This is a genomic window from Mesorhizobium australicum WSM2073 (assembly GCF_000230995.2).
GTDB classification, from domain to species: domain Bacteria; phylum Pseudomonadota; class Alphaproteobacteria; order Rhizobiales; family Rhizobiaceae; genus Mesorhizobium; species Mesorhizobium australicum.
On the sequence record NC_019973.1, the window covers coordinates 4,498,339 to 4,515,063 of the forward strand.

General features: G+C 63.8%; 14 protein-coding genes and 2 tRNA genes. 9 read left to right on the top strand and 7 right to left on the bottom strand.

Annotated features, from left to right (window positions below):
• Positions 1-39 precede the first annotated feature (39 nt).
• Positions 40-3,420: a YhdP family protein gene (locus MESAU_RS21725; protein ID WP_015318176.1), complete on the bottom strand. Its 3,381-nt coding sequence runs from the start codon at positions 3,418-3,420 to the stop codon at positions 40-42.
• 95 nt (positions 3,421-3,515) lie between these two features.
• Between MESAU_RS21725 and MESAU_RS21730 the strand changes: the two genes are divergently transcribed.
• The gene (locus MESAU_RS21730) at positions 3,516-3,983 is read left to right on the top strand and encodes a peroxiredoxin (RefSeq protein WP_015318177.1); all 468 of its coding nucleotides are present in this window, start codon (positions 3,516-3,518) and stop codon (positions 3,981-3,983) included.
• Between the two features lie 39 nt (positions 3,984-4,022).
• Here MESAU_RS21730 and MESAU_RS21735 read toward each other — a convergent pair whose 3' ends face one another.
• Positions 4,023-5,162 carry a GNAT family N-acetyltransferase gene (locus MESAU_RS21735; protein WP_015318178.1) on the bottom strand — a complete coding sequence of 380 codons (1,140 nt, stop codon included), beginning with the start codon at positions 5,160-5,162 and terminating at the stop codon, positions 4,023-4,025.
• Positions 5,159-6,160: a sterol desaturase family protein gene (locus tag MESAU_RS21740; RefSeq protein ID WP_015318179.1), complete on the bottom strand. Its 1,002-nt coding sequence runs from the start codon at positions 6,158-6,160 to the stop codon at positions 5,159-5,161. The genes MESAU_RS21735 and MESAU_RS21740 overlap by 4 nt, the downstream gene beginning before the upstream one ends.
• Before the next feature lie 301 nt (positions 6,161-6,461).
• Here MESAU_RS21740 and MESAU_RS21745 point away from each other — a divergent pair, with 301 nt between their 5' ends.
• From MESAU_RS21745 to MESAU_RS21770, 6 genes are all read left to right on the top strand, one after another.
• Positions 6,462-7,766: a M23 family metallopeptidase gene (locus MESAU_RS21745; RefSeq protein WP_015318180.1), complete on the top strand. Its 1,305-nt coding sequence runs from the start codon at positions 6,462-6,464 to the stop codon at positions 7,764-7,766.
• A 193-nt stretch (positions 7,767-7,959) separates the two neighbouring features.
• Positions 7,960-9,126 carry an ROK family transcriptional regulator gene (locus MESAU_RS21750; RefSeq protein WP_015318181.1) on the top strand — a complete coding sequence of 389 codons (1,167 nt, stop codon included), beginning with the start codon at positions 7,960-7,962 and terminating at the stop codon, positions 9,124-9,126.
• Positions 9,123-9,887, top strand: coding sequence for an ATP-binding cassette domain-containing protein (locus MESAU_RS21755; protein ID WP_015318182.1), 765 nt, complete (start codon positions 9,123-9,125; stop codon positions 9,885-9,887). The genes MESAU_RS21750 and MESAU_RS21755 overlap by 4 nt, the downstream gene beginning before the upstream one ends.
• 39 nt (positions 9,888-9,926) lie before the next feature.
• On the top strand, positions 9,927-10,967 hold the full coding sequence (locus MESAU_RS21760) for a sugar ABC transporter substrate-binding protein (RefSeq protein ID WP_015318183.1): 1,041 nt from the start codon (positions 9,927-9,929) through the stop codon (positions 10,965-10,967).
• A 116-nt stretch (positions 10,968-11,083) separates the two neighbouring features.
• Positions 11,084-12,079 carry an ABC transporter permease gene (locus tag MESAU_RS21765; RefSeq protein ID WP_015318184.1) on the top strand — a complete coding sequence of 332 codons (996 nt, stop codon included), beginning with the start codon at positions 11,084-11,086 and terminating at the stop codon, positions 12,077-12,079.
• A gap of 30 nt (positions 12,080-12,109) precedes the next feature.
• Positions 12,110-12,880 carry an SDR family NAD(P)-dependent oxidoreductase gene (locus tag MESAU_RS21770; RefSeq protein WP_015318185.1) on the top strand — a complete coding sequence of 257 codons (771 nt, stop codon included), beginning with the start codon at positions 12,110-12,112 and terminating at the stop codon, positions 12,878-12,880.
• Positions 12,881-12,932: 52 nt separating this feature from the next.
• On the opposite strand, the gene MESAU_RS21775 is transcribed toward MESAU_RS21770, so the two are convergent.
• Positions 12,933-13,008, bottom strand: a tRNA-Val gene (locus tag MESAU_RS21775).
• Between the two features lie 217 nt (positions 13,009-13,225).
• Between MESAU_RS21775 and MESAU_RS21780 the strand changes: the two genes are divergently transcribed.
• Positions 13,226-13,302: transfer RNA gene (locus MESAU_RS21780), tRNA-Asp, on the top strand.
• A gap of 312 nt (positions 13,303-13,614) precedes the next feature.
• A complete protein-coding gene (locus MESAU_RS21785; RefSeq protein WP_015318186.1) occupies positions 13,615-14,130 on the top strand; it encodes a hypothetical protein in 516 nt (171 codons plus the stop codon).
• Between the two features lie 70 nt (positions 14,131-14,200).
• Here MESAU_RS21785 and rbsK read toward each other — a convergent pair whose 3' ends face one another.
• The 3 genes from rbsK to MESAU_RS21800 are packed head-to-tail and all read right to left on the bottom strand — an operon-like array spanning position 14,201 to position 16,664.
• Complete coding sequence (gene rbsK, locus MESAU_RS21790) at positions 14,201-15,130, bottom strand: ribokinase (protein WP_015318187.1); 930 nt, start codon at positions 15,128-15,130, stop codon at positions 14,201-14,203.
• Positions 15,131-15,134: 4 nt separating this feature from the next.
• Positions 15,135-15,587: an RbsD/FucU family protein gene (locus tag MESAU_RS21795; RefSeq protein WP_015318188.1), complete on the bottom strand. Its 453-nt coding sequence runs from the start codon at positions 15,585-15,587 to the stop codon at positions 15,135-15,137.
• Between the two features lie 27 nt (positions 15,588-15,614).
• Positions 15,615-16,664, bottom strand: a complete 1,050-nt coding sequence (locus MESAU_RS21800) for an ABC transporter ATP-binding protein (protein WP_015318189.1) — start codon at positions 16,662-16,664, stop codon at positions 15,615-15,617.
• Between the last annotated feature and the right edge of the window lie 61 nt (positions 16,665-16,725).

The window sequence follows — 16,725 nt, forward strand, 5'->3', positions numbered from 1 at the left end:
TGTGTCTTGAGGCAATTCCGGGCGGAAAACCGTTTCGCTCTAGCGATACTCGAAGATCGACCTGAATATCCCCGGCGCGATCACCGACAGCGGATTGACGTCGAGCACCGGCTTGTTGGCATTGCCCCTGAGGCGGTAGGTGACGCCGATCAGGCCGCGGTCGCGGCCATTGCCCAGAAGCGCGCCGACGATGGGCAATTCGCCAAAGATGCGGTTGAGACCGTAGGCAGGCATGAAGGTGCCGGTCATATCCATATTGTTGTTCTGGTCGTAGAGGATGCCCTGGAAGGTCGTGCCGATACGCGGGCCGCGCAGCACGCCATTGGTCAGCCGCAGATAGCCGCTGCCCTTGTCGATTTCGGCATATCCGCGCTCGAACTTCACCCGCGACGTGTCGAGCTTGCCCTTCACCGCCTGGTTGAGGCTGCGGCTGTCGCCGGCCGGCGTGGTCGAGACGATGGAGGCGAGCTTGGGTTCGTTGACGATGAAGAAGTTGCTGGTGTCGACCTTGCCCTTCATCGGCCCGTCGCTGGCCCCGGTCAGCGCCAGCGTGATCGATCCGCCTTCCATGTGCTCATAGATGTTGAGGAACCGCAGGATGGCGCCGGCGTCCGCCGACTGCACATTGAGCGAACGCCTGCCGTCGCCGGTGGTGTTGCTGATGGTGATGGCGGCACCCGAACTCGCCGTCGCGCTGAGCTTCAGTCCGTTCACCCGCGAACCGGCCGCACTGTAGTCGAGCTTCAGGTTGGAGAGCTGCTCGTCGTGGAAACCGGTGAGCTGATTGACGTCCGCACTGACTGAAATATTGTCTGTTCCTGTCGTTTTGGTCGCGGTGTCCACATCGGACGTGAACTGCTTGATCAACGAACGAGCATCAAGCGCATTGCCATTGATGCCGACCGCATAGCCCTTGCCCGATCGCTTCACCGACACGGAAACATCATCGCCCCGGTTCAGGGTGACCCTGCTGAACTTGGCCGACGACAGCGCGCCGTTGACCAGCACGATGCCGCCATCGATGGAGAATGTCTTGCCACCGAGGTCGAAGTCGGACAGCGTCGTGGTGTCGCCGGCCTTGGTCATGACGAAGGTGGCGCTGGCGGGAACCCCCGCCCCCTTGCTCCAGCCGGCCCAGGGAATGTCCAGCCTGGCATTGGTCAGGTCGACCGAAACGTTCTGGTTGCCGCTGCCGCTCTTGTCGATCGCGACCTTCACCGTTCCACCAAGCAGCGGCGTCAGGCCGGGCATGGCGGCGGCGCGGATCTTGTCGTCGAGCACCAGGGCGACTTTGCGACTGCGCGCCGGCCCGTCATCCGTCAACGGCTCGACGAGATCGAGTTCGGCCGGAATGCCGTTCAGCGATGCCTTGGCCGAAATGACAGCCTTTTGCGGGTCGACCGTGATCGAGCCGTCCGCGTCCGTCACGGCCTGCCCCTCGAACGGCTTGGCTAGGGACAGGCCGGTGTAGTCGAGCGACACCAGCCAATCGAGCTTCGCCGTATCGACGCCCGACTGCAGCGGAATGTCCGCCTTGACGTGGCCGGTGACGCTGCCGGAAAGATCCTCAGGCAGGATGCCGACATGGCGCATAGCGTTGATCGGTTCGTAGGAGGCAAGCTCGGCGACGGCCGGCGCCTCCCCCTCCACATCGATGTCGAGTGCGCCGATGACCGGCGGACGGTTGGCGGCCTTGACCGTCAGCGTGCCATTGCTGGCCGCCACCGTGCGGCCGCTAGGCATGAAGACGGTGCCCGACGACAAGGAGACGTCGACGTCGTTGCCGTGGAATCCGACCACGCCCACCGCGTCGCGGATCGGCGGGATGCGGCCGGCAGTGTCGAAACGCGCGCCTTCGATCTGGAAGCGGCCGAAGACCTCGTCGGCGGAAAGCGGCACGCCATTGCCGAGGCGATCCGGCACCACCTGGAACTGGAGGCTGGCATCGACCACGCGGCCGCCGAACAGATTGTTCAGCACCCAGAGCCGCGCATTGCGCGCCGAAAACCACGGCCACAGCTGTTTGACGTGCGAGACCGGCATGTCATGGATGTTGAGCGCCAGATTGATCCCGGGAGCCTTGCCCTCGACGAATTCCACAGCCGCGGTGCCAAGCACCTCGCTGCTCCCGGCGGACCGAACCGCGATCTGCTCGGCCACCAGTTTATGGCTTTGCGGCTGGTAGACGCCGGCGATGCGCGCCAGGAACATCAGCGCGGGCTCAGGCGATTCCGATGGCGCCAGGGTCGAACCGTCGCTGGTCAGATCGTAACGGTAGGAGGGTTCCTCACCAGCCACCCCGGTTGCTGGTTTTGGCCCGATCGAGCCGCCGAAATCGAATGAAGACCTGCCGGTTTTCAAGAGCAGCCTGTCCACCTGGATCTTGTTGGAGCCATAGACAAGCGTCGCATTGACATCGGCATCCGCCGGCAGCAGCCCGCGTGTGCCAAGATCCAGCACGGACCCGGTGGACGAAAGGGCGGCGGTCAAGCGTGATGCGGTGGCACCTGACCCCTCCGATCCTGTCAACTTCAGCGCGACGGCACCAAGCTTGCCGGAACCGGCAGCGGTGGCGCCGGCATCCGCCAGATTGATGCTGGCATCCAACGCCGTCACCCGATGCGCCGCGATGTTACGGGTGGCGGAAGCTACAACGGTGACTGTCCTGCCGTCGACGTCCGCGTCGGAGGTGAACTCCATGCCGCCCGGCCCCGACTGAACCACGGTGGCGTCGGCGATCTTGACCAGCTTGATCGATCCAGCGTCGGGCAACACGAACTCGACATTGCTGAGATCGATCCGGCGCATCGAATCTTCCCGCACGGCGTCGAGCGCACGATGGATGTAGCCGAACACCGCGTCCGACAGCTTCTCCGGATCGACGAGGCCGTTCTCGTTGCGCAGTGCCGCCGTCCAGTCGCCGCCGGACGGCATCGCCGCCATGACGATGCGAGCATTGGAGATCCTGGCGCTGGTCAGCCGCACCTCGCCCCACAAAAGCGGCACCAGGCGGATGCCGAAGCGCACACGCCCGGCATCGGCCATGGGTTTGCCGTCCGATGTCTTCAGGCTGACATCGCTCACCTGCAGCGCCACGAAGCTCGAACTGTCGAGCGTGATGCGGGCGGGCCCGACAGCGACATTGACGTCGACGCCCGCCAGCCTCTCGATGGCGCTCTCCGCCTCGACGCGCAGCCGGTCAGAACCAATGCCGGAAAGGCCGATGAGATAGACCGCCGTCGCGGCCAGCAGCATGAACGCGACCACGCCGGCAAACACTCGCGAAAGGATGCGAAAGCCGCGGCCGATCGCCGCCTGGCCAAGAGGCGGGACGCGGCACGCGGACGGCAGGGCCCCCAGGTCGGTGATTTCGTCCCGCCTGAACCGGATCTTCTCGTGCTGCGGTTGCTCCTGATCCACGCAATCTTCCGTTGTACAAACTCGCTCGTGGACGAATCCCCGGTCGACACTATATCGGTGTGGCTTCGCGCGTAACCTCAAACAAGGGCATCGATATGGCTGACCTCGAAGTAGGCGATCCCGCGCCGCAATTCGATCTGCCGCGGGACGGCGGCGGATCGCTCAGCCTGGCCGCATCCGCCGGCAAGCCAGTCGTGCTCTATTTCTATCCTCAGGATGACACGACAAGCTGCACGCAAGAGGCGATCAGCTTCTCGCGGCTGAAGCCGGAATTTGAGAAGGCCGGCGCTGTCGTCATCGGCCTGTCGCCCGACAGCGCCAAGAAACACGACAAGTTCAAATCGAAATACGATCTAACCATCGATCTTGCCGCCGACGAGGAGCGCAAGGTGATCGAGGCCTACCGCCTGTGGGTCGAGAAATCGATGTATGGCCGCAAATACATGGGCGTCGAGCGCGCGACATTCTTGATCGGCCGTGACGGACGGATCGCCAAGATCTGGCGCAAGGTCCGGGTCAAGGGCCATGCCGAGGCCGTTCTGGAAGCCGTTCGCGCGCTTTGAGCGTCGCCAAAGCACACGACGCAAACGACGATCGTGGCGCTATTCGTCAGGCACCGCGTCGGCTTTCGGCTGCCGCCGGGTCTTCCAGGATTTCGAAACATGGTCCACATGATCGGCCAGTGCGGCGAGATGACCGCGCAAGCCGCGCGCACCCATCATCGACGACAGCGCGACTGATTGCGTGGCGAAGCGGCGCTTGAAATCCTCGCCGCCGCAGAGAAAATCAATCGTGGCAAGGCCACGGTCGAGCGACCACTGGATATAGTCCATCATCAGCACCATACCCGGCGAGGCGCGCTCGTGTTCGGGATCGTAGGTGGTGACGAAAGCCATCATCGTGCCGTGCTGCTCGAAGTTGATCGAGACCGCGATGATCGTGTCGTCAAGCTCCAGCACGAAAATGCGCAACAGCCCGAGGTCGGCCAGCACGGAAATAAGCGCGGCGAGAACCGGCGAGCCCTCATCGAACAGATCCGAAGCGCGGCCATGCCGAACGAGCCAGAGCCGCTTCAGCGTCGCGACCCGCTCGAGCACCGGCTCGCGCGGGTCATCCGCATCCAGGAGGCGGAAACGCAATGCGCCGCTCTCTTCCATGAATTTGCGGCCGCGACGATAGTTCTGCCGGCCCTTTTTCGACAACGTCTCGAACCATTCCGCCCCACTCTGCCAGGGACCAGTGACACGATAGCTGATTTCACCGCGGTGGTTGGGCCGAAGCGCTTTGCCATGGGCCGGGTGCAGCAGGGCATGAACCCCGGCATCCGGCAGCAGACGGTTGAGGTAGATCAGGTCGAAGCCGCCCTGATCGAAGACATGCTGCCAAAGGCGGGAGATCGCCTGCGGGTCGCTGTCGGGTGCAACCAGCGCGTCGCCATAGTCACTGTGATCCTTCGCCGCCCATTCGAGCATGCGGATGCCGGAGCGCCTGAAGGTCGCGAGCGCTATCACGCCCTCGAGCCGGTCGCCGTTCCAGGCAAGCCCAATCCTGAGGGCGCGCCGCTCCTGATGCGGGGTGGTGCGCCACCAGGCCGCGATCCAGTCGGGATGCTGGAAGACAAGCCCGCCAGCCCGCTGCCAGAGCGCGCTCCAGGCCGGTGCGATCTCGGCCAGGCGCACCGCCGATGTCACGATTTCGAAGGTGCGTGTCCGCGGGATGGAGAGCGTGACGGGAGCGTTCATGGCCGTGTCCCTTCCGATGGTCGCGCAGTCCGTGGCTGTCGCTTTCCAGGCCGGATGCGCCTGGCAACATGACCCCACATCCGCTTCAGCGGCATGACATAAAGGCCGGCGAGCGACTGGTAGTCGCGCACATCGCGGTCGACCAGTCCGAACTTGAAGTCCTCGTCGGGCCTCGGCACGCACAATGTTCCGAAGAGCCGGTCCCAGAACGAGAAGAGCAGCCCGAAATTCTTGTCGTAGTGGCGCGGATCGACGCTGTGATGCAGCTGGTGCCAATGAGGACACAGGATCAAGTTGTTGAGCGGGCCGAACGAGATCTTGAAATGCGTGTGCCTGACGAAATCCATCATCAGGATGTTCCGCATGACATAGACGTTAACGCCAAAGACGGTCAGTTCGACAAGGTTCAGCGAAATCAGCGACCAGATGCCGAAGCACAGCCCCACGATGAGCCCGTCCCAGGCTCGGTTCATCAACTCGTCGAGCGGATGGACCCGGTCCTTGGTGATCCCGACCAGCACCTCGGCCGAGTGATGCACCTTGTGCAGTTCCCAAAGCAGGGGGTAGCGGTGCTGGGCGACGTGATAGAGATAATAGGAAATGTCGTAGGCGAGCAGCATGCTGATGGTGAAGATCAGCACCGTCACCGGTCCTGCCGGCCCCTCGATCAGAGGCGGCAGGAACTGGAACAGTGTCGAAAACAGCCAGTTGGTCCCGTAGCCCACCGCCGTGACGAAGACAATTCCGGCGGGCAGCATCAGGAAAGGCATCAGGGCCTTCCTGGTGATCCAGAACAGCAGGTCGGCCTTCGCGGAGGGATGGGTGATGACCTCATGGGGGACGACGAACTCGAAAAATTCCTTCCAGCTCTTCTCCTCGACCGTGCGCCAATAGGCCACGAGCGCGCTGACAAGGGCCGTCAGCAGCAAAAGCCCGGTCGCCAACAGACTGGTGCCCGAAATCTTGTCGAGGATCTTGCCAACCAGGTCGTCCAGCATTCCTACCGCCACGGTGAATCCGAAATACCAGCAGGTCTTTACTCGAAAAGAGTCAATTAAATGCAATCGAATACAGTTAAGAAACCTGGAGCTTGCTCAGCGCGTGACTGACCGCTGCTGGCGGAACATTGGTGCTCCTCGCCAACGATTTCGCGACGTAGCGGCCGTAGCTGGCGATTTCCATGCAACCTCTCGCCTGCATTGCGTGCATTCGGCGTCGCGCTGCCGATACGGCAAGCCTTTGTTAACCCTAATAATGTGTAATCAGGCGGTCGTGGTGTCGTAACGAAAGCTTGGTCCCGTGAACGCAACCGGTCAGTCCGCAGTCTTCGGCAGGCGCAAGGAACCGCACACGATCATCATCGCCCGGGGCAACGAGATCAGGCACTTCACGATCCGCCCCTGGCTGGCGGCATTCATCGGTTCAGCACTCGCCGCCATTGTCATCGGCTACCTCCTGGCCACATCCTATCTCGTGCTACGCGACGACCTGATCGGCGCCACCACGGCGCGCCAGGCGCGCATGCAGCAGGCCTACGAGGACCGCATTTCGGCGCTTCGCGCCCAGGTCGACCGCATCACCAGCAGGCAGTTGCTCGACCAGCAACTGATGGAGACCAAAGTCAGCGAACTGCTTGAGCGCCAGACGCAGCTCAGCCAGCGGCATGGCCGTCTCGGCCCACTGCTCGAACGCGCCGAAGGTGATATCGGAACGGTGCCCGCCGAAGATCCGGCCGCGGCCGCCAAGCCGGACAAGCGCGCCGAGGTGACCGGCAGCATCAGCCAGCCAGCGCGGAACTACGCGGTTGCCAGCCTGGGCGCGGACCTCGGCACCGCCGACACAAGGCCCTTCTCCTTGTGGTCGACCCGCACCGATCCGCTGCCCAGCGACTCAGCCGCCGATCGCGCGGACAGGCTGTTCGTCTCGATCAACCAGTCGCTGAAATCCATCGAGAATGAACAGCTCAGCCGCATCAACACGCTCGCGGACAATGCCTACAAAAGCGCCGATGCCATCCAGCAGGCGCTGCAGACGGCCGGACTGCCGGTCGACAGTGATTTCGGCAAGAACGAAAGCGACGTCGGCGGACCGCTGATTCCGCTCGACTCGTCGATGATCTTCGACAGCAAGGTCAAGGAACTGGACGAGGCGCTGGATACGCTCGATCACCTCAAGAAGGAAGCGCGCCGGTTGCCGCTTGCAAACCCTGCCCCTGGCCACTCCGTCACCAGTCCGTTCGGCGTGCGCACCGATCCCATTCTCGGCACGGCCGCGTTGCATTCGGGCATGGATTTCAGGGCGCCGATCGGCATGGCGGCCAAGGTCACCGCGCCCGGCATCGTCACCAAGGCCGGCTGGAATGGCGGCTATGGCCGCATGGTCGAGATCGACCATGGCAATGGCTTTGCCACGCGCTACGGACATCTCAGCGAGATCGACGTGACGGTAGGCGAGAAAGTGGACGCCGGCGCCGTCATTGGCAAGACCGGCAGCAGTGGGCGCTCGACCGGCCCGCATCTGCACTATGAAGTGCGTCACAATGGCGAGGCGATCGATCCGCTGCGCTTCTTGACCGTCGGCAAGAAAGTCGCCCAGTATCTCTAGCAAGATCAGCCGCTCGCTTGCTGAATCCGGAGCCGTCGGTCCCGGTCGAGCACACCTCTCCTCGTCATGCGGTATCCCGCACCCCGTAAACCGCCATAGGATCGCGGCTCCTCAGCTTCCGGATTATTTTTTGAATTCCATTTGACTGAATAAATGTTTGATGCGAACCTTACGTCAAGTGGGGGCGCAAGGCATGGCATTGCGGGGGACCAATCAGGAGTTCGGGCGGCCATACAACCGGCGCATCGTGCTTGAGTCCATCCGCCGTCATGGCCCGATTGCACGCGGCGACATCGCCAGGCACGTCGGGCTCACCGTGCAGACCGTGTCGACCATCGTTCGCGAACTGGAGGAACAGGGCTACATCCTGTCCGTGCGCGAAGAGCCGAAGGGGCGTGGCCTGCCACCGGCGACGCTGCGCATCAACCCGGAAGGCGGCTATGCCGTCGGCATCCACCTGACGCCGCTTGGAATAGACGCCGCGCTGATCAATCTCAGCGGCGACGTTATCGAGAGTTCACGCCGCGAAGCGTCCAACGCGACGCCCGATCACGCGTTCGACCAGATCGGCGCCATGGTCCGCGACCTGACGGGCAAGCGGCCCGGCGGCCGCGTCATCGGCGTCGGCATGGCGCTTCCCGGCCCGTTCGATGTGGACTCCATGAGCTTTGTCGGCCCGACCACGATGACAGGCTGGAAGCATGTGGCGCTGCGTGAGCGGCTGACGGCCGCGACAGGATTGCCGGCGTTCTTCGAGAGCGACATGGCCGCGGCCGCGATGGGCGAGCGGCTCTATGGCATCGGAGCCCGCCATTCCGACTATTACTATCTCTATTTCGGCGTCGGGCTTGGCGGCGCGATGATGCATGACGGCAGCGTTCTGCGCGGCGCCTGGGGCAACGCGGGCGAGATCGGCCACATTCCCGTGGTCCCCGATGGCGAGCTTTGCCCCTGCGGCAACCGAGGCTGCCTCGAGCGCTATCTCTCGCTCGAGGCGCGGGGCCGCCGGGCCGGCAGCGACGCCGATTGGGTGGCGCAAGTCGGCCCGATCTTCCGCAACACCATCGCCATCATCGAAAACCTCTTCGATCCAGAGACGGTCGTGCTCGGCGGCCTGGCGGCATCGGAACTGCTCGAGCGCCTGGCGGACGCGGCCGAACCGCTGCACAATTCGGTTTCGGCCCGCGCGGACCGCAAGACGCCGCGCGTCATCGTCGCCAGCGGCGGCCAGCATGCCGTGCTGCGCGGCGCGGCGGCGCTCGCCGTTTCAGGGGTGTTGTCGCCACGCTTCGGGCAGATGTTCGCCGCCGAACGCGAGCGCGGCCGCGACATACTTTCGGCCAGGGAGATTGCCGCATGAGCGAACCCCTGCTGGTGCTCGACAACGTGACCAAGAACTACGGCGCGATCGAAGCGCTGAAGGGGATCAGCTTTTCCATCGGCAAGGGCGAAGTGGTGGCGCTGCTCGGCGACAACGGCGCCGGCAAGTCGACGCTGGTCAAGATCATAGCTGGCGGTCTCGAACCGACCTCCGGCCGCATGCTGTTCGAGGGCAAGGAATTCCTGGCCCGGTCCCCGGCGGAAGCCAAGGCGGCAGGCATCGAGACCGTCTACCAGGACCTGTCGCTGTGCACCAATGTCGATGTGGTGGCCAATTTCTTCATGGGCCGCGAGATCACCAGAAAGGTGCTCGGCATTCCGGTGCTCGACGAGCGCGCCATGGAAGCCGTCGTCGGCAAGGCGCTGGCCAGCGCCGGGACCCGCATTCCTTCACTGCGCACCAATGTCGAGCATCTCTCGGGCGGCCAGCGGCAGGCCATCGAGCTGAACCGCTTCGTGCATTGGGGCGGCAAGCTGGTGCTTCTCGACGAGCCGTTCGCCGCACTTGGCGTCGAGCAAACCCGGCGCGGTCTCGAAATGATCCGCCAGGTGGCGAGCCAGGGCATCGGCGTCGTCATCATCACTCATATCATGCAGCAGGCTTTTCAGGTCGCCGACCGGATCGTGGTCATCCGGCAAGGCGTCGTGGCGGGCGATGTCGCCCGCAACAAGACAAGTCCCGATGCGGTGATCAACATGATCACCGGAGAGACGCTTGCCGGTGCCGGACCGGCGGGCTGAGGGACAAAGAGGGGTCCGGCTTAACAGGGAGCCAACGACATGAAGCGAATACTTCTTGCTGTCTTCGGTATCCTGGCACTGGCCTTTGCCACGCTTACGCCGGCATTCGCCCAGTCCAAGGGTATCGTCTACTACATGGTGCCGACATTGCTCGACGAATTCCAGACCGGCTCGGTGAGCGCGCTGGAGCTGTTCCTGAAACAGACCGGCTACGAGATGAAGACGCTGAACGCCGACAACAAGACCGACGCGCAGCAATCGCAGATGAACGACGTCATCGCGCTGAAGCCGGCGGCGATCATCCTGGCCGCAGTCGATTTCAATGCGCTGAAACCATCGATCGAGGCAGCGCGCGCGGCCGGCATTCCGGTGGTCGAGTTCGACCGCCAGATCACGTCGACACCGTCCGACTTCACGTCGGTCGCGGGCACCGTCGAGATCGGCTACGTCGCCGCCGAGCAGGCCGAAAAGCTTCTGAAAGCCAAGAACGGCTCGGTGAAGGGCAAGGTCCTGCAGGTGCTTGGCGATCCCGGCGATCCCTACACGCTGGACATCCAGAAGGGTTTCGAGGAGAAGATGAAGGCGTTCCCAGACGTCAAGATCATCTCGCTGCCGGCCATGCAGTGGGAGGCCAGCAACGCCGGCACCATCGTTGCCGACCAGATGCTGGCCAACCCCGACATCGACCTGATCTTCAGCCATGCCGCACACCTGTCGGTCGCCGCCGTCGCCTCGCTCGAGGCCGCCGGCAAGAAGCCGGGCGACGTCATGCTGATGAGCTCGAACGGCGCACCGGTCGGCCTCGACCTGATCCGCAAGGGCTGGCTCAACGTCGAAGTCGAGCAGCCGCTTTACGCACAGGCCGCCGCCGTCGCCATGTTCATGGACAAGGTCGTCAAGAAGGAAGAGATCAAGCCCGGCGAATACGATGTGCTTGGCCTGAAATCGACCCTCACCAAGGAAGCCTGGGGCCCCAACATCAAGATCCCGGGTGCCGCCATCACCAAGGAAAACGTCGACAACCCGGCTTTCTGGGGCAACCAGAAGCCGCCGACGGATACCGTCAAGCCGGTCGAATAGACAGACGGCCCGACCGCTCCGGGCCATACCAGGCCCGGAGCCCTGCCCTGCCCGCATGAAACGAGACGCAGGCAACCTGCCGCGGCCTTGATCCCGCACGCCAACCGGATCGACACATGAACCCTCGCACACGCCACGCCCTGGAGTTCGTCCTCGACAACCTCGTCTGGTTCATGCTGCTTTTTGTCCTGGTCGTCTTCTCGCTGTTCATCCCGAACTATTTCCAGCTCGGCATCTTCGCCAACATCATCGAAGCGTCGAGCGTGCTCGGCGTGATGTCGATCGGCCTGGCGCTGGTCATCATTGCCGGGCACATGGACCTGTCGGTCGAATCCGTCGCCGCGCTCAGCGCCATGGCGGTGGGCATCCTGTTTTGTTCCTCGGGCATTGGCCTCGGCGTGCAGTTGCACCCGGAATGGCTGATGGTTCCGGTCTCGCTGCTGCTGGCGCTGGCCGTCGGCGGCCTCATCGGCGCCTTCAACGGCTATCTCGTGGTCAAGGTCAAGATGAGCGCCTTTATCATCACGCTCGCCTCCTACATCTGGGTGCGCGGCCTGGTGCTGGTCATTTCGGGCGGCCGCTCGGCGCAGGATCTGGCACCCGCCATCCGCTGGTTCGGCATCCAGCGCCTGGTCGGCCTGCCGCTTACCGCCTGGATCGCGGTGGCCTGTTTCGTCGTGTTCTCGCTGATCATGGCCAAGACCCCGTTCGGCAGGCACCTGGTGATGATCGGCGGCAATGAAACCGCGACCTTCCGTGCCGGCATCCGCGTGAACCGCAACCTGATCATCGCCTTCGTACTCGCCGGCGCCATCGCAGGGCTGGCCGGCTGGCTGCTGGCGATCCGCACCTCGGGCGCCACCGCCAATCTGGGCGTCGGCCTTCTGTTCAACGCCTTCGCGGCCGTGGTTATCGGCGGCGTCAGCCTGAAGGGCGGCGTCGGCACCTTGCCCGGCGTTTACGCCGGCGTGCTCCTGCTTTCGGCCATCAACACGGCGATTAACCTGATGGGCCTGCCCGCCAACTTCACCCAGGTCATCCATGGCCTGCTGGTGCTGGCGGCCGTGCTGCTCGATGCATTCAAGCAAACCATTCGCCAACGATTGGCGTGAGACGGGGATTGGCGTGACAGGACGGCTCGCATGACAGGACGACTGGAAGGCAAGGTGGCGCTGATCGTCGGCGGCGCGCGCGGCATCGGCAAGGGCATCGCGCTGCGCTTCGCCGAGGAAGGTGCAAGGCTGGTGCTCGCCGACTCCGAGACCGAGGCCGGGCTGGCAAGTGCGGATGAGCTTGGCGTTCCCTTCATCCGCACCGACATCTCGCAAATGAGCGACGCCGAGGCCGCCGTGGCGCTTTCGCTGAAACACCATGGCCGCCTCGACATCATCGTCCAGAATGCCGGCATCTATCCCTGGCAGTTGATCGAGAACACCAGCGCCGACGACTGGGACCGCGTCATGGCGGTCAATTTGCGCGGCACCTTCAACGCCAGCCGCGCGGCCCTGGTGCCGATGAAGGCGCAGCGCTTTGGCCGCATGCTCTACACCTCCTCGATCACCGGCCCGCACGTCACCAGCCCTGGCCACGGCCACTATTCGGCGACGAAAGCAGGCATCAACGGCTTCATTCGCGCCGCGGCGCTTGAATTCTCCGGCTACGGCATCACCGTCAACGGCGTCGAACCCGGCAATATCCTCACCGAAGCCATCCAGGAACATCGCGGCGCCGCCTATATCAAGAACATGGAAGATTCGATCCCGCTCGGCCGGCTCGGCAGCCCACGCGACGTGGCCAACGCCTTCCTGTTCCTCGCCTCGGACGACGCCAGCTACATCACCGGCACGACCATCGTCGTCGACGGCGGGCAATTGCTGCCCGAGGGGAAGGATTTCCGTATGGTGCCGCCGTGATACCCGACGCGCCGGCGGCCGGGTCTCAGCTGATTTGAAATGTGGGTTTGAATGGTGGGCGATGACGGGCTCGAACCGCCGACATCTTCGGTGTAAACGAAGCGCTCTACCAACTGAGCTAATCGCCCGCTCCGGGCCGGACCTTTAAGCGGTCGGGACCTGCTTCGCAAGGCCAAATGAGTGCGGGATGCCCTGTTCGCAGGCCGGATTTGCGAACAAAATGCCGGCTGTCAAAAAACCTTCTCCTGTTTGGCGTTATGATGGTTTGGTGCGCTTGACACCCGGTAGCGAACCCCTTATCCAGCGCCCCAACGACGAACACGGCTGACACGTGCTCGTCAATGCGCGGGTGTAGCTCAGTTGGTTAGAGTGCCGGCCTGTCACGCCGGAGGTCGCGGGTTCGAGCCCCGTCACTCGCGCCATTTCCCCTCAAGGACGATGATCCTTGGCTCCGGGGAAATGCCGACAAAATTGTCAAAGACCTCTCCAGGAACAGCGTCCGAAGACCTTCTTCGGCCCCGTTCTTCTCGGCTCCAAAATCGCCCTTGCATGAGCGATGCCTTGGAATCCACGACGCGTTTCGTGTGGGTCGCCAAGCAACGGACGAAGAGGCCCTGCGGACAGCGGACGACTTGGTCGTTGCGAATCTGCTTGCGCAACCGCCCACAAAACGCTCGATTCATGCCGCAGGCAGCCACATTGCAGTATGCTGCCGGAATGGCATGGAGGACGTAATGTCAATTGCACCGAACATTTCCACGCGCACGATATTCACGCTGATTTGCCTGGGTGGCGCGACGACGGCCGCATCCGTCCTTTTTCCCGCCGCCGCGTCGGCCGACCGGCTGCAGCGATGCGCTCGCGAGGGTGAGATCTGCCGCCTGCCCTATCCCGCCGAGGTCGTCTACGGCGCCAGGGGCCGCACGACCTCGCGTTACATCGAGCGCAACGCGGTACCCTGTTCGAACCGCGTTTTCGGCGATCCCGCGCCGGGCAAGGAAAAGTTCTGCTTCATCGTGAAGCGCGACCGTGACGAGTCGAACGACGACTACGATCAGCCACGCCGCGAGAAGTGGGCGGTCTGCGCCGAGGAAGGCGAATTCTGCGATTTCTATGGCCGCAAGGTGGTCAGGTATGGCGCCCGCGGCCGGTTCACGCAGGACGTGTTCCGCAATGGCGTCCAATGCGACAACGATGCATTCGGCGATCCCGCTCCCGACCAGGGAAAGCGCTGCTACGTCATGCAGTAGCTTCTCAACGCCCACTGACCCGGAGGCCAGAACGGTCTGGGCTCCGGGACCCCGCGAACCCTGAGCAGCCTCAGCGCTTGGCCAGCAACGCCTCGACCTCCTGCGATGTCGGCATAGACGGTGCCGTGCCTGGACGGGTCACCGAAATGCCGGCCACGGCGCAGGCGAAGCGCACCGCCTCCAGCGGCTCCACGCCGCGCGAAAGTGCTGCGGCCAAGCCGCCGTTGAAGGCGTCCCCCGCGCCGGTGGTTTCGACGACAGGGCCGGCACTGATGGCGGAAACATGCTCGGAGCGATCCTTCGTGTGCAGGAGCGCGCCCTTTTCGCCCAGCGTGACGATGACCGTGCCGACGCCCTTTTCGAGCAGCTTGCCGGCGGCGGCGCGAGCCTCCTCGACCGAAGAAACTTTCAGCCCGGTCAACTCCTCCGTCTCTGTCTCGTTCGGTGTAAGATAGTCGCAGAGCGCGTAGATGCGGTCGGGTAGCTTTGCCGCCGGTGCCGGGTTGAGGATGGTCGTCACCCCGGCCCCGCGTGCGATCTCCAATGCCCGCAGCGCGGCATCGATCGGCTGTTCGAGCTGCGTCACGAAAACACCGGCACCCCTGATAAGGTCGGCATTGGCTTCGATGTCCTCGGGCGTGATCAGCATGGCAGCGCCGGGGCTGACGATGATGGCATTGTTGCCGCTCCCCTCCTCGACGAAGATGTAGGCGGCACCGGTGTAGCTGTCCGGCGTGTCGATGGCAGCACTCTTCACGCCGGCATCCTTCCAGGTCCGCTTGGCCATGTCGGCGAAGGCATCGACACCGAGGCGGGTCAGGAACGCGACATCGGCCCCCAGCTTGCCAGCGGCCACGGCCTGGTTCGACCCCTTGCCGCCCGGCCCCAGCTTGAAGGAATTGCCAAGGATCGTTTCGCCCATGCGCGGCTGGCGCTGGGCCCTGTAGGCCGTGTCGGCGACAAACACACCGAGGATGACGACCGGCTTGCCCGAGGCCATGCCGCTACTCCGCATCCGGCGGCACGACGCCCTTGCGGAAGGCAAAGCAGCCGTAGAAGCGGCGTTCGCCGGTCTGGATGACGCAATAGGCCTGCTTGGCGCGCTCGTAGAAGGCGTAACGCTCGACCGGCACCATCGGCCAGGACTTGCCCTCCGCGGCGTCGATCTCTTTCTGCACTTCCTTCTGCACGGCTGGGATCTCGTCCGGCTTTCCGACGATCTCCATTCGGGCGGCGGAATCATCGACGAACGTGTCCAGCGGGTAGAGCGACAGAACCGCCTTGACCACTCGCGCCGCCGGCGCATCGATGCGGAGCACCCGACCGAGTGCCGTCTGGCGCGCCACCGAATCGGACGGGAAGTTGGTGTCGGCGATGATCAGGTCGTCGCCATGCCCCATCGCCCGCAATGCCTGGAGCACGTCGGCATTGAGCAACGGATCGATCCCTTTGAGCATGATGGTCCTCGTGAAGTGCGTTTGAGATCAGAGACGCTTGCCGGCCTCGGCGTCGAACAGATGGATATGGTCGAGCCTTGGCCGGAGCTTCAGCGTATCGCCGGGCTTGAAGTCATGGCGCTCGCGAAACAGCGCCACCATCTCGCCGTCGCCGAAGCGGAGGAACACCAGGGTTTCCGAGCCGGTCGGCTCGACCACGGAAATCTTCGCCGGCACGCCTTCGGGATGGATTTCGAGATGTTCAGGGCGCACACCATAGACGACGGAGCGCCCTTCCTCGACGGTGTTGTTCGGAGCGACCGGGAATAGCGTTCCGGCAATCTCGACGCCGCCCTTGCGCCCGGTACCCTTGAGCAGGTTCATCGACGGCGAGCCGATGAAGCCGGCAACGAAAAGGTTCGCCGGCCGGTCGAAAAGCTCCAGCGGCGCGCCGACCTGTTCGATGCGGCCATCGCGCATGACGACGATCTTGTCGGCCATCGTCATGGCTTCGATCTGGTCGTGGGTGACATAGATGGTGGTGGTCTTCAGCCGCTGGTGCAGTTCCTTTATCTCGGTTCGCATCTGCACGCGCAGCTTGGCGTCGAGGTTCGAAAGCGGCTCGTCGAACAGGAATACCTGCGGATTGCGCACGATGGCGCGCCCCATGGCGACGCGCTGACGCTGGCCGCCGGAAAGCTGGCGCGGGTAGCGCTTCAGATAGGGGCTGAGGTCGAGGATGTCGGCGGCGCGCTTGACCCGCTCGGCAACCACGGCCGGATCGGTCTTGCGCAGCTTGAGGGCGAAGGCCATGTTCTGCTCGACCGTCTTGTGCGGGTAGAGCGCATAGTTCTGGAACACCATGGCGATGTCGCGTTTTGCGGGCGGCAGGTGATTGACGACACGGTCACCGATGGCGATGGTGCCGCCGGAGACGGTCTCCAGCCCCGCCACCATCCTGAGCAGCGTGGACTTTCCGCAACCGGACGGGCCGACAAGCACGACGAACTGGCCATCGGCAATGTCGACGCTGACTTCGTGCAGAACCTTGACGGTTCCAAACGCCTTGGCCACATTGCTGATCGCGACTTGAGCCATCGTTCCCCCATCGGCTCCACTGGCCGCAGGCGCAGAAGCTAACCAACGCGACCGGTCAGGG